The sequence below is a fragment of the Pseudomonas sp. ASL8 genome (genome assembly GCF_056680355.1).
Genome location: NZ_CM155278.1, coordinates 3662009 through 3675535, shown reverse-complemented (window position 1 = coordinate 3675535; position 13527 = coordinate 3662009). Strand labels below are relative to the sequence as shown.

Here is a 13527-nt window from a genome sequence, read left to right as displayed (position 1 = left end):
ACTGCATTCTCTCGTGCAAGTATTTGGCTCCCCCAGCAGTAACGGAAGCCATTATGAAACTTCGATCATCTAATACAGAGCCAGCTCTACGCCCACCATTTTTACTTATCCCAACTGAACGAAACGGTCGGAAGAGCTACCGACTGGTCTCGAATGATCGGTTGCAGGATGAGTTTTTTGATGGCTGGTCTCATCAGCTGAGTAAAAAGAAGTCCATAAGGACAACGAAGGTTTACTCACAATACACAAAGATATTCTTAGAGTACCTACAAGAAGTTAGTTATCAGGAGAACGGACTCACTCACGTTGTGCTGATACAGGCCCTTGAGAACTATGAAAGCTTCTTGGTTTTCGGGACAGCCAGCGATATTCCAGTGGTGCAAAAAGTTGCGAAAGTATTGGGAAATAGAAACCTTTCGGGTAGTTCGGTATCTGTAGCGCTTGCGGGACTCAACAGTTTTGTGGACGCCAGCGAACGTCTGCGTTTAGGCATGATGGAGCTGGAAAGCCACGGGTATATCGCGTCCCAATCGTTGTCAGGATTTTCCCTGGCCCAGACCGTCAAGGTCGAATCGCCTAAAAACGTCCGGGCGGCGATAAAGAAGAACAGTTGGCTTGCCGGGTGCTTGGCAGGTGGTGCACGTCGGGTCAAGCGCAAAGGGCTTTCCGCTTTGTCCAAGCCTTCGTCATTGGCACATGCAGATATGTTTGGTGGCGACGAGTTCGCCTTCCCGCTGGACAAATGCATGGAGCTGATTCGAAGTGCGACCTGTAGCCGCGACAAAATGCTATGGAGCTTGCTTGCTGCCTCAGGAGCGCGCATCTCAGAAGTATTGACCATGTTAGACGTGGACATTAAGACCACTATGGAATCACACCTTAATCAGGTGCGAATCATTGACCCGGCCACTCGACGCAATGTATTGATCAAGTATCTAACAGAGAGCGAGATTAACTCACTCCCGCATAAAGGGCGGGCCCATTGCGAAACTTTTCTGATCGAACCATTTGCGTCCATGTTTTGGATTGCGCTTGAGGAATACAAAGCTGATTTGCGTGAGCAACATTATCTTGCCCCCGTCACTCATGGCTTTCTGCTCAGGAGCCTAAAGAACGGCGACCCGATGCATAAGAGCTACCAGACGCTGTACGAGCGCTTTCACAAGGCTGCGCTTCGTGTGAGCGGAAGAGCCTATGGCTTTCACAGTCTGCGTCACATGTATGGGTATTACTTGGTCAATCATTGCCCGAATCCTAATCCTCACGCCAATCGAAAGTACGGACTGGATCTGGAGACCGTCCAAAAGTTGATGGGTCACAAGGTTAGCAATACCACCAAACGTTACGCTCGCCAAGATGCTCACTTGCTTCAGGCAACCTTGGCAGCTGCAAACTTTGCACGCCTTTCTGGCGGCGCTAAATCTGTGCTTGAAACGCGCATTGCGTTTCATGAACACGAAATCAAACAACTTCAGCAGCTCGCCTTGGAGGCATCATGATTAATCCATCCCATACCGATCCCATTTGGCTCATAAAGAAAAAGAAGGTTGGCCCAGCTTTTGATATGGCAATGATCGACATAAGGCATCGTTTTTGGAATGCACATCAGAGTACCAGTGGCGGACGGCAACGAGATACCTTGCGAGCGCTCAACGACCTTGGCCCTCGCCCCTTCCTTGGCTTGCGCAGTACTGATGTAGAACAACTATTAACGTGTTGCTTTGCAAGAAACGACCAGAAGGAGGCCATTATCCAGAGAATCATTCCAAACCTTCCAGACGCCAGGATCCCGCAGTTTTGCTCCATGCTGAAACTGGCTTTCATGCGCCTCTGGATGGAGAAACAGGTGATTCTGCCCCTTGGATGGTCGTCCCCAATACACTGCGACGATATTTTGGATGAAATTATCGAAGAACAAGCAAGGCTTTCAAAGTGTGACTTATTGTTAAACATCAGGGCTATCAACCCGGCATCCTCTATTGGCTATTGCGGGGCAATGTCGGAGAAAAATCGAAACCTGCGAGCTTCTGGGTGGCTCAGGTTAGTGATGGCATCGAATGTGGCGAGCGCCGACAACTTCACCATCGAAACCGCCAGAGATTTGAAACTTCGAAGCTTCGGTTCAAAATCCGAACTCGCGCGATACTATACCGACGACTTCTCATTATTTGTTGCGGACGCTTCCAGTGATCCTTCCCTCAGAGACGGTATCAACAAGGTTCTCACAGACAGTCGTGCACAAATGGTGCAATCTCGCAAACTGAAGGAGCCAGCGTTCAAGGAAAAGAGGTTCTCGAAAACACAAGAAAAAATGATGGGTATGACTCTTGAGTATTTGGAGGGTGCCACTCATAGCATCGTCAGTCTCGCAAACATATTCACGGATGCCCGAGATCTGAATGCTGCATTCAGGATCGAAGGCGACGGTGAGCTACCCGGTGGTCTAACGCTCCTTCCTGAAAAGGTTGTCAACTTTTGCAGTCGGGTGACTGCGACCTATCATGGCTACATTAAATCTAGACGGCTAGAGAGGGATAAGAACCACAAAGCACCTCTCTATGCCCTGATCGCGTACTGCGGGCCGTATCTTTACAAATTCTTCATGAATCGAGATGGGAACATCGACCACTACCCAACGACTTTTAATGAGTTCACCTGCGCCCTTTATATCACCGCAGACCACGACCTACTGAAAGATCTAGCGGTGTTTGAAAAAGAACCGCCAGAAACGCTCTTGTTTTTCATTGAAACTTTGGCCGAGCTGAACCAGTGGTCGACGGCCACTCACTACCATCGAGTCTATCCACTCGAAGGCTTGATTGACTACGTCATTGCGCAAGCTGACTTGATCCCGAATGCCGACAAGGTTCGTAATAGCTTCTCCCCAGACTGCTATCCAAAGCTACAGAAACGTTGGGGAACGGTTAAAAAACCAATTCCAAGAACCTACTTTTCAACCTTTTTGAGCATACTTGATTCGCTTGAGTACCTGACCATGCACTTAAACGAGATGGCCGACGGAACCATGAGCGGCGTGATCGCAGGCGCCTTGAAGTGTCCCAATATCAGTGAGCTCGTTCATAGTTCCGACTGGGCAGGCCTATGGGGTTATGAAGGCATGAACTGCACCTGCATAGATTTTTCAGCTTTAAATTACTCACCAATTTTTTTCTACGACGGAAAGCCCACGCCGTTTAAGTACATTCCAAGATTCTACCGGATCTCGGATATGCATATTGGAGGTCAGGTAGAACCACGGATCATCATGAACGACATTCGGGTCACGCAGCTTATGTGCGAAACCGGCATCCGGCAGCAGCATTTGCTGTGGTTGGACTTGGATCGCTATGGATCCTACGTCGAGCGCTCATACAGCAGGCCCCTTGCGCCGCTCTTGGTCAGCAGCGACAAAGCGCATGGAGAGTGGACATCAATTGTGTCGAGTAGGGTTATAGCACTGCTGGACAGGCAAGCCGCTTGGTATCGCCGCTGTACCTCGTCCGACTATCAACAAAACATCTGGTACAACCTCACCAAGGGATCCCAGTTCGGACAGTTCAGGCCCCTCTTCAGGCTGCCGCTCAATTTAAACGCTTGGCCAAACTACGAGTCCTTCCGGTTGATGTTGCTGTGTCTGCAGCACTTCATCAAAGTGGAGTGTAACGACAATAAGGTGCCTGATATTGTCTGGAGAAAATCTCCAGCGGGTGAGCGCAATGGCGATACACCCGTCTATATCACCGACCATACTGTTGCCGGGCTTTCTTCGATTACTGCAAGCACGCTGACGAGTGACTACACACCTCACGGTCTGCGCGCGGGATTCGTCTCGGAAGCTATCAAATTCTTACCGCCCAGCATCGTTGGCCAGTGGTTGACCGGGCAGTCTGAGCCGTTAGTCTCGTATTACTCTGTGTTTGACGAAAGTGATCTGGGCATGACACATCAACAGATGTTGTGCATGGCGCTGATGAGCAATCAAGACAAACTGACCGCTGGCGATTTCCCCGACTTGGCAGAGGCTATATCAAGAATCAACGGTACGCTGCATGACGACATCGCGAAGGATCCGGCGGCAGCAATCACCAAACACCGTTTAATGAACCTGTCAAACGTCAAACGAGAGATGGACACGGGACTGGATCGCATCATCGCGAAGGAAGTCAGCGAACTGGCCTTCAACCCCACCCACATCTGCCCGTTCAACAACACGTGTCCGCAGGAGGTGATTGATCTGTTTCGTGAGTCCCACTGTTGCTCGGCCTGTCCCTATGCGATCAGAGGAGTCGCGCATCTTCCCGCCGTCTCTGCCAGAAAGGATAAGTACAAGGAAATGATGGTGGGAAGCCTGAAATTAATCGATCAGTACTTGAGCCGCAAACCCGGGGCGCGAGTCAGATCGGAGCTTGAACATCTGGAACATGAAAATGACCGTTTCGCTCGTGAAGCCTGTCTCCTGGAGGCGATTGAACATCAGCTCGTCCAGATGTATGAGAATGGCCTCGAAGACTCGCTGATGGTCAAGAACCGCGAAGAAATCATTGGCCACTATCAAAAGCTTGATTTGCCCGAGGAGTCGCGCCTATTGAAGCGCATGAGAGATGTTCAGAACTTCCCGGATACCAGCAGCGAAGAGTTGAACATTCGGTTGGCTCATCTGCGCCACGCACTGCTCATGAGGGAAGGAAATCTTGCCGCCCTTCTGGGAATTGGTGAGGACAACTCAGTGCCTTTGGCCACGAAACTTGCCCTTCAGATTTCCACCATGGTGAAGTCCGGCGCGATCGATGTATTCGAACTCGTCGAAGCCTGCAGCGGCGAAGCCGAAGCGATCAAGCGACTGGCGACGATTGCGAACGAAGCTCCCAAATTAACCCATATGGTCGCCTGACGGGTTAGCCTATAAATGAAAAACACTTTCGACGCGCCTCGCCCCCGAAAACGTTCTACCTTCGATCCATACATTGCTGAAAGGTCTGCGCAAACTGAAAAGATTATTGAGCAAACGCTACGTGTCGTCGACGCTACGAAGTACAGCAACCTTACAAATTACTGCAAAGCACTGGCGCACATTATCTCAGAGATACGCGCGGCGAAGGCTGGAGACCCTTCAACCCCCTTCTACAATAAGACTGTACGCAGTTTCAGCTATGTCACACTGCTTCGCAATGAGAACTACCGGCGTCTTGTGGGAGGGATGTTTGACCACAGCCGGGGTACTCTTGAACAACCTGAGGTCATTTCTGAGGCGGCGATCCTGAAGATTGCTAGCCTGAATGCACAGCTCAATCTTCTGAAGGACAGGCTCAGCGCAACGAAGACAAGTCCAGGTTCCAATGCGCTGGCTGATGCGAGCGCGCTGGAAAACATCGCAAAACTCAGCGAGTTTCTTGCCATCACCCTTGAGGTCTATACCAAAATGCGTTTGGACTTCAAAGCCACAACGAAAGTCATCACCGTTACTACAGATAAATACACTGTCTGCGGGCTGTACAGTCCCTATGGACTCGTGGCTGAAACTGAGGTTTTGCAGAAGATTGAGCTTGGCCGCGAACTTTTGAGTAAATTGCCGAAAGCTTTGGGGACGGATGACTGACCGAACTTAAAGCCTGCAAAAACGGCAAGTGATGCCCTTGGTGAGAACTAACACTAAAGCTTTCCCTGCACCAAACCAAACTCGGGGCTACAGACCCAGATCTGCACATAAAACAAATTCCAACAGGTGAGGTGGCAGTTGACCTTTTGGGCAGAGCAGTAACACATCACGAGTGAGCTCATGCCAGATCCCTTCCTGAATGATGACAGTGTTCACCACTTCACAGGGTTCACCATTAGAATAGGACACATCTTCGTCGACAGGAAAAACCACACCCTTCGGAAGGAGGTCAATCAGGAGTAACACAATGGCTTGTGGGTAACGGCCATTCCCGTCCTTATCCGAGATCGGGTGAAATCTAAAGTCTCCCCAATCCGTATGCCGCTTGACGGTAGGCATGATCGCCTGCCGCAGTTCTTCCAGACTGAAGCTTGCTGCAGCAGTCCACCAGATCAGTTCAACATCTGAAACTTCTAGCCCTTCAGGTGGCACTTCCCTGTAATTAACGTATGACGCAAACGGCACATTCGCCGGACGCGGGATGGGCGTGCCAGGCTTCCATGTTGTGATCGGGACATTGCGAGTATCGGAATCGGACATGGCTCAATAGCTCGAAGGTTATCAAAGGCCGTACCGTATATCCTGTGGTCGCGCGTTCTGCAAATCAGGCGAGCGTTGCACGACAAGAGATCGTCGTAAAACACTCGCACGCAGCGCGAGCCGGATGCATCGCAGTCGTCTGCTGAACGACGAGTGTTGGCCCTGATTGAAAACAGACCCTCCCATGCCCCATGATGCCTTCTGACTGGCATGACGGTATCGTGCGGTATCTAATCAAGGATGAACCATGGCCACTCCCATCACCAATCACATTCAGAAACATCTGGCGGTACTGATCGATGCAGATAACGCGCCTGCAGCGATCGTCGAAGGCTTGTTCGAGGAGATTGCCAAATACGGGGTAGCCAGCGTCAAGAGAATCTATGGCGACTGGACAGGCCCGCAATTGGGAGGCTGGAAGAAAGTCCTTCTGGATCACTCGATTCAACCTATTCAGCAGTTCGCTTACACGAAGGGTAAAAACGCCACGGACAGCGCGCTGATCATCGATGCGATGGACTTGCTGTACACGCGCCGCTTTGACGGATTTTGCCTCGTCTCCAGCGACAGCGACTTCACTCGCCTGGCATCGAGACTGCGGGAAGAAGGATTGACCGTGTATGGTTTTGGTGAAGAAAAAACACCGAGGCCGTTTGTCGCAGCATGCGACAAATTCATTTATATCGAATTGCTGCGCGAGGAGCTGCCAGTAACGAGTGGCGTCGACGCCCACCCTGACTCCGTGGCAATTGCTGATGCAGCTAAGCTTGCGTCTGCCGCCGAGCCCAACAAAAAGCCAAAGGCCCCCGTGGGATTCATTGCCAAAATCATGGATGACATTGCAGACGAAGATGGCTGGGCGCATCTCGGTGCTTTGGGAGCAAACATCACGAAGGTAAGACCTGAATTTGACCCTCGCACTCATGGCTACAAAAAGCTGAGTGATCTGATCAAAGGGTATCCGCAAGCGTTCGAGCTGCAAGCGCTAGGAGCATCAGGAGGAACCGCTGTGATGTACGCTCGGCATAAACAGCAAAGTAAGTAGTCGGTCGAGCGGCTTCGACCGACAGCCATGCGATGGTTAGAGGGTCGGCCAATGAGCCGAGCCTCGTTCGGGTTAATCAGGCTGCCTTGATTTCCTTTTTAAGGCTGTTCGTGTCACAAATCGATACTTAACGTCACCCTTCCCCTCTCGCAGACTCTACTCCGCTGGCACCACCGCTAAATCAACGGTAGAGACGCTGCCGTTCACCTGGCCGGGATCCAGTTGTGACGCGCAGCCTATCTGCTGGTCAAAGATGTGCTTAAGCGAATCAACTGCTGATAATCATCCGAATGTGCGCACTCAGCTAAATGGGTGTACGATTTCATTAGACTGCTACAATACATTTTGGAACGGGTCAAAAGTTGTATTGCTGCTCTTTTGTGGAGCAGAGGAGTGCAAGGCTTTGTAAGCTTCAAAAAAAGTGCGGTTGTAGGTGTCAAAACCTGGCCAATAGTTTTCCCACCCATCGTAATCATATCTGAGAGCGTCATCACGCTCTTCTTCATCTAATGCAGGCCATACGGCTTCAAATCGACGTCTCCAGTCCCGAGCGCAAAGTAGTCGATCAGCTGATTTTTCATCCATCAGCGCAAATTTTATCAGCGCATTCTTAGCATAATCTTCATCTGCAAGATCGCGAGGATCTATTTTTGAGTTTACCTGATCGACAATATCCAAGATCCAACCAATAGTTTGAAAACGACAACGCCGTGCAGAGCGGGATTCCAAGCTGAGGTGGTTGATGTCCACCCAGGCCAAGGTTTGTTCTTCTCTATATTCTATATGGATAACGTAGGCTGACATCTTCTTAATCCTATTCTTGTTATTATTTTGATATATTAACAGCGGTAGTTTTTTATACGCAATAGATATCGGCTTGACACCGCCCGCATTTTCAGTAGACAGGATGTTCCGACTCTATCGGCAACTGGTAGCTATAGCCGTGTACCCTTGCAGTCTCGGTGACAGGAATTGATTTCGAGGACTCTCTCCTCCATGCGTCACGTCCCGTTAGGAGACGAAAAAAGCCCCCCGGGGGAAGAGGGCTATACAATCAAAACTATCAACTGGTCTAAGGGCACCGCCTTGAGCTTACCTTAGAAGAGTCTGCCTCCGCTCAAAGCCTGCACACTTTATGAAGACAGCGGTACCGCATCAACTGCGACAATCTGACGCACAAAAAACCTGCTAAGCATGAGACCCATCCTTTGGTCATCAAGTCGTGTTTGTGTGTGGTGTTTTGTCGCAGCATCCACCCTCATCTCGACACGTGCTTATGTACCTGGAGCGACACCGGAGTATTTACTTCTGATTATAATTTTAAAATCCCTAGTTCATAAGGGTATCGGTAGCCATCGACGAAAGCCCGCCCCCCCTTACCGGTAGGCTATGTGAAAGTGCGCTTTCGTGGACTGATGAAGAATACCCCCCAACTGACCACACCTTCGCGCTGTCGAGCCTGTGGATGGCTCGAAAGCAGCTGATGGATATGGGTGAGGTGCGCCTGTAGCAAGGTAAATCAGGCTGAAAAGCCCGATTGCCTGGTACTTGCGGCCACTTTTTCGCTGATAAAGGCAGAAGTGGCTGTCATCTCGACTGGCGGCGCGGTCACTGCAAGTTGATCGGAGTTTCCCGCAATTTCCATACATACCATCAAGAGTGTGAATATTACTCTTTAGGACGGGCAGTCATTGGCCAGACGAGCCCTTCCTTGAGCTCGTCTTTTTCTGCAATCGTTACTGCGGCACAGGATGCTTGGATGACTCGGCCTGACGGCTCGCAGCGTTCTGAATGAGAAAGACCGGCATAGCGACGGCCCCTATCAGTCCTGGTACTGCCAAGCTTGTCGCGAAAATACATCCGCCGAATTTAGCCCATCATTTCCATGCTGATCACCCTGTGTTTTCCTGCTCAAAATTGAGCAGGAACAGTTGAATACCTGGGTCACTTTTCGGTCAGCGGCGACAATCCACTGCACCGGCGGCGCTGGCCCGAGCGAAATCAATAACATGGAGTCGCTGGTCGATTGGGTAGAGCAGGACAAGGCGCCAGAGATTCTGACCGCAAAAAAAAGACCGAGGCAGACAAAGTGATCATGCAGCGGCCGCTGTGCGCTTATCCCGCCAAGGCTGTGCTCAAGGACCCGAACAACGCCAACAACGTGCAGGGCTGGGCGTGCGAAGCGTCTAACCCGTAAGCCATATCCGAGAGGGGCGACCATCGGCTGATGATCGCCCCCAAGTGAGAGTGAAGCCTTGTCGCCCGCGCTTGCAACTGACGACGCACATTATCGGCCCAGCTTCTTGTAAAGGGTTGTTCGCGATATCCCCAGTTGCGCTGCCGTGGCGGTGATATTGCCGCAGTTGGCGGTCAATGCCGCCTTGACCGTCCGTTGCAAACTTGCCTGCAAGTCGTCGGCGGTAGCATTCGGTGGTATCTGCTGTAGTTCCGGGGGCAAATGCGACAGCTCGATATGCTGCTCCCCTTTGGCCAGTGCTGAAGCGAGGCGCAAAGCCTGCTCAAGTTGGCGAACGTTACCTGGCCAGCAGTAGGTGCGCAGCGCTTGCAGTGCCTGGGGATCCAGTGGCGGGCCAGAATGACGGTGACGCAAACGCTCTATCAAGGTATCAATGTCGTTTCGATCACGCAGGGCGGGCAGGCAGACGCTCAAGCCGTTCAGGCGATAGTATAGGTCTTCTCGAAACGTACGATTGGCGATCCGCTGCGGCAAGTCGCAATGGGTGGCGCTTATCACGCGGACATCGAGCGGGCGTTTCTCGCTACTTCCTAACCTAGTGATCTCTCGTTCCTGCAGCATCCGCAGAAGCCGCGTCTGCAGTGCGCTTGGCATATCGCCTATTTCGTCCAATAGCAGGGTGCCACCGTGCGCTGCCTCCAGTTGACCACCGGCACCGCCCTTGCGCCCTCCGGTAAAAGTACCCTCGGCATAACCGAAGAGCTCAGCTTCGATCAGGCTTTCTGGAATGGCGGCACAATTGATAGCAATGAATGGTGCCTTGGGGTTCCAATGCTCATGGAGAGCTCGGGCAAACACTTCCTTGCCGGTGCCTGTTTCACCCTGCAGCAGCACGGGTACGCCAGCAGCGAACGCCTTGTGGGCTCGCTGAAGCTGGCAGTTCAAATCGGCGTCAGCCCCCATGGGCGAGGACGAAGGATGCAGCCGGGTGCTTGATATGAAAGCCAAGTCAGGTTGGCTGAACACTTGCGCAAACAACCTTGAACCGTCATGCAAAGTGAGCTGGCGAGGTGCGCGCGCAAGTTCGATAGCGCTTGCTTCGAACACTTGGTCCAGGTGGCCGCCGTCGGGTAGGTAGTGCAACCCGAGCAGCCGTTGCGCGGCTCGGTTGGCGTTGCGGATTCGCCCGGCATGATCGATAGCCAACAACCCTTGCATCGGCGTGCCCAGCAAACGCGGGTCGTGTTGCAATGAAAGGATCTGGCAGTCTTCGATGGTGCTGAAAAGACGGTTCTCCGCCGCCATTGCAGCATGGCTCAGTTGTTCCAGCACGGCGCCAGCTTGACGCTGACCAGTGCCGGTGATGTCCAGGGCACCGATGATTTCCCCCCGCAGCCCACGTACCGGAACGCTCACGCAAAAGATGTGCTCGAAATCGCTAAGGTAATGCTGATTACCTACCAGCACCACGGGTATACCTTCAGCAAGCGTGCAGGCGGGCGCGGTAGTACCGATGTCAGCCTCCTGAATACGCCTGCCGATTTGCAGCGGCACCAACGGTGATCCAAGGTTCGGAGATTGTCGAGTGTGCACGATGACGCCTTGCGGGTTGACGCAGAACAGTGTCCAGGAGGCGCCTCCAATCTGTTCCCAAAGACGGTCGATTTCAGGTCTGATGCAGGCCGCCAATTGGTGATCTGCCGCGCTCAGGCGCTGCAGGTTATCGTCGAGTTCAGGCCGCCAGCCGTCCCAGGGCAGCAGGCCGCTGGCGCGAGAGCGTGCCCAGGATTGGGCTACCGCGTCAGGCACCAGACCTACAGGTACAGGCTGGCCTTCAACGAAGCGACGGCGGGCGTGAATCAGTTGTTGCTGATCAACCAGGGCGTGGGCGTCCATGGAGGTATCTCTAATAATTATTCGGGAGGCAACAAAGTACGGCGCCGGTGCTGCCACCGGACGCTATACCTCCTCAGATATACCTTCGACGCTGTGAACGTCAAGCTCAAAAAAGCAGCAGCGCGCGCAGGTTGATTCCGGCATCCTCCTGAAATCCGCCCACCGCGCGAACATCATGGGTGAGCTGGGCGCTTAGCTGTACCCGTTGCCCGACCATCTGCTGGAACTCCAGGCGCACTTGCTGCACCTCGGTCTTCTCCCCGGTGTAGTCACCCTCCAGGTAACGCTTGCCGCCGGTGCTGGCGCTGTACCCGATCGCTAACCGCTGGGCCGGATTGAGGTCGTAGCGTAGGTTGCCCTGAACCTGGTAGGTGGGGTCCTGCTTGAGGGTTTGACGGCCGTCGCCGGCATCGTCGTTGTGGCCGTACACCACAAGGTCGCCGTAAAGCTCCATGGAGAAACGGCCCCACAGTGGCTCGACCCACCCCACCTGCAGATCTCCCTTGAAACGGTTCTCGCCGAGATTGAGCGCATCGTCGCGGTCGTAGCTTCCCAGGGGCAGATAGATCAGCGGCGTGATGCCGAAGTAACGCCCTGATGCTCCGGCAGCCGGCTGGTTAACCAGCCAAACGGTGGCACCGATGATCGGGTCGGCCATTCCAGTGGTACTGCCTAGGGACTGACCACCCACCCGAGCGTCGTAGATGTGTCCGAACGGCAGGAGGATCTGCGGGTCGACGGTTAGCCCACCGATGTCCATGAAATGTATCAGGCGCAGGATGCTGATATTGGATTTAAGGCTGGTGTTGCGGGTGCTGTCTGTAGCGCCATCGGGATTGAAGCGGTCGGCGTGGCCATATTGCTGATACCAAGCTGCGACATTGGTGCCGGGAGGCAAGGCGGTGTAGTCGCCAGCGTTGACGTCGACGGCCAGCGCGTTGGAAGTGCTGACGGCGAGCGCCAACACTCCGAGCAGTGAGCGGGAGAATACATGCATGGAAAGCCCCTTTCTTATTGTTTTGCACGCACAGCCCGGGGCGCGTTGCGCCACCGGGTCTCGACGGATCAGCCGATACGGATGATGGGCTTGAGGGTGATACCACTTTCGCTATCAGCGGCGGCTTGGTTGATCTCGTCGAAATTGTAGAACTTCACCAGCCGGTCGAACGGGAAGCGTCCCTGCAGGAAGAGGTTCACCAGTTCCGGGATGAATTTCTGCGGAACACTGTCGCCTTCGACGATACCGCGGATGGTTTTGCCCCCGAGCAGCAGGTCGTTGACATCAAACTCTGCGGTTGTGCCCAGCGGGGGGGCCCCGACGACCCCCAAGCTGCCGCGGCTGCCTAATGCATCCACTGCCTGGCGCAGTACGGCGGGTCGCCCAGTTGATTCCAGCGCAAAATTGACGCCTGCTCCAGTTATCTCGCGGATGGCGGCCACCGGGTCAGTCTCCTTGCTGTTGATCACATGGGTGGCGCCCAGCTCGGTCGCAAGGGCGAGGCGCGATGGAACTACGTCCACTGCGATGATGGTGGTGGCACCGGCGACCCGGGCGGCCAGCACCGCACTCAAGCCTACGGCACCACCGCCAAACGCGGCGAAACTGCTGCCCGGAGTTACCTTCAGCGAATTGATCACCGCACCGGCGCCGGTCTGGATGCCACAGCCCAGAGGGCCGAGCAGCTCCAGCGGTGCATCCCGACTGACTTTGACGGCATTGTTTTCGCGGCTCAATGCGAATGTTGCAAACGAAGATTGCGCAAAAAAGTGGTCGTTCAGACGCTCGCCGGTCTGATCCTGCAATGCGCTTTCTCCCTGGGGATCCGAGCCGCTGAAATTGCGCCCGAAAAACTCCTGGCAATAAGCGGTGTGTCCGCCGCCGCAGGACAGGCACTGGCCACAATAACCGTAGGTAAGGACCACATGGTCGCCCACCTGCAGGCCTTGAACCAAGGGCCCTACGGCCTCAACCACGCCGGAGCCCTCATGGCCGAGCACGGCCGGCAACGGCACTGGATAGTATTGATCGCGCACGATCATGTCGGTGTGGCACATGCCGGTGGCAACGATGCGCACCAGCACTTCATCGGCTCGAGGGAAACGAATCTGCGCGGATTCAAGGGCGAAGGGTGCCCCTTTGCTACGCGTTACAGCGGCGGTAATAGGACGATAGATAGTGCTGTTCATTATTGT

Annotated in this window: 10 protein-coding genes and 1 pseudogene; 6 read left to right on the top strand and 5 right to left on the bottom strand. The window is 53.6% G+C overall.

What is annotated here, in order from left to right:
• The first annotated feature begins 53 nt into the window (after window positions 1-53).
• From AC1MEA_RS16960 to AC1MEA_RS16950, 3 genes are read left to right on the top strand one after another with little or no spacing between them, the layout of a single operon-like run.
• Window positions 54-1499 (top strand): tyrosine-type recombinase/integrase, encoded by a 1446-nt coding sequence (locus tag AC1MEA_RS16960; protein ID WP_480416859.1) that lies wholly within the window; start codon window positions 54-56, stop codon window positions 1497-1499.
• Window positions 1496-4891: a hypothetical protein gene (locus tag AC1MEA_RS16955; protein WP_480416858.1), complete on the top strand. Its 3396-nt coding sequence runs from the start codon at window positions 1496-1498 to the stop codon at window positions 4889-4891. Before AC1MEA_RS16960 ends, AC1MEA_RS16955 begins: the two co-directional genes overlap by 4 nt.
• A 15-nt stretch (window positions 4892-4906) precedes the next feature.
• Window positions 4907-5596: a hypothetical protein gene (locus tag AC1MEA_RS16950; protein WP_480416857.1), complete on the top strand. Its 690-nt coding sequence runs from the start codon at window positions 4907-4909 to the stop codon at window positions 5594-5596.
• Window positions 5597-5683: 87 nt separating this feature from the next.
• Here the strand turns inward: AC1MEA_RS16950 and AC1MEA_RS16945 are convergent, their stop codons facing one another.
• Entirely contained in the window at window positions 5684-6196 is a 513-nt protein-coding gene (locus AC1MEA_RS16945; protein ID WP_480416856.1) for a hypothetical protein, read from the bottom strand.
• A gap of 247 nt (window positions 6197-6443) precedes the next feature.
• Here AC1MEA_RS16945 and AC1MEA_RS16940 point away from each other — a divergent pair, with 247 nt between their 5' ends.
• A complete protein-coding gene (locus AC1MEA_RS16940; RefSeq protein WP_480416855.1) occupies window positions 6444-7241 on the top strand; it encodes an NYN domain-containing protein in 798 nt (265 codons plus the stop codon).
• Between the two features lie 333 nt (window positions 7242-7574).
• Here the strand turns inward: AC1MEA_RS16940 and AC1MEA_RS16935 are convergent, their stop codons facing one another.
• The gene (locus tag AC1MEA_RS16935; protein WP_480416854.1) at window positions 7575-8045 is read right to left on the bottom strand and encodes a hypothetical protein; all 471 of its coding nucleotides are present in this window, start codon (window positions 8043-8045) and stop codon (window positions 7575-7577) included.
• A gap of 581 nt (window positions 8046-8626) precedes the next feature.
• Between AC1MEA_RS16935 and AC1MEA_RS16930 the strand changes: the two are divergent.
• Both AC1MEA_RS16930 and AC1MEA_RS16925 read left to right on the top strand, forming a co-directional pair.
• Window positions 8627-8751: pseudogene (locus AC1MEA_RS16930) on the top strand (IS5/IS1182 family transposase); the annotation flags it as partial.
• Between the two features lie 499 nt (window positions 8752-9250).
• A complete protein-coding gene (locus tag AC1MEA_RS16925; protein WP_480918162.1) occupies window positions 9251-9334 on the top strand; it encodes a hypothetical protein in 84 nt (27 codons plus the stop codon).
• A 194-nt stretch (window positions 9335-9528) separates the two neighbouring features.
• Here the strand turns inward: AC1MEA_RS16925 and AC1MEA_RS16920 are convergent, their stop codons facing one another.
• From AC1MEA_RS16920 to AC1MEA_RS16910, 3 genes are all read right to left on the bottom strand, one after another.
• On the bottom strand, window positions 9529-11334 hold the full coding sequence (locus AC1MEA_RS16920) for a sigma-54-dependent Fis family transcriptional regulator (RefSeq protein ID WP_480416853.1): 1806 nt from the start codon (window positions 11332-11334) through the stop codon (window positions 9529-9531).
• A gap of 106 nt (window positions 11335-11440) precedes the next feature.
• Window positions 11441-12331, bottom strand: coding sequence for a transporter (locus AC1MEA_RS16915; RefSeq protein ID WP_480416852.1), 891 nt, complete (start codon window positions 12329-12331; stop codon window positions 11441-11443).
• 68 nt (window positions 12332-12399) lie between these two features.
• Window positions 12400-13521, bottom strand: a complete 1122-nt coding sequence (locus tag AC1MEA_RS16910; RefSeq protein ID WP_480416851.1) for an NAD(P)-dependent alcohol dehydrogenase — start codon at window positions 13519-13521, stop codon at window positions 12400-12402.
• Window positions 13522-13527 lie beyond the last annotated feature (6 nt).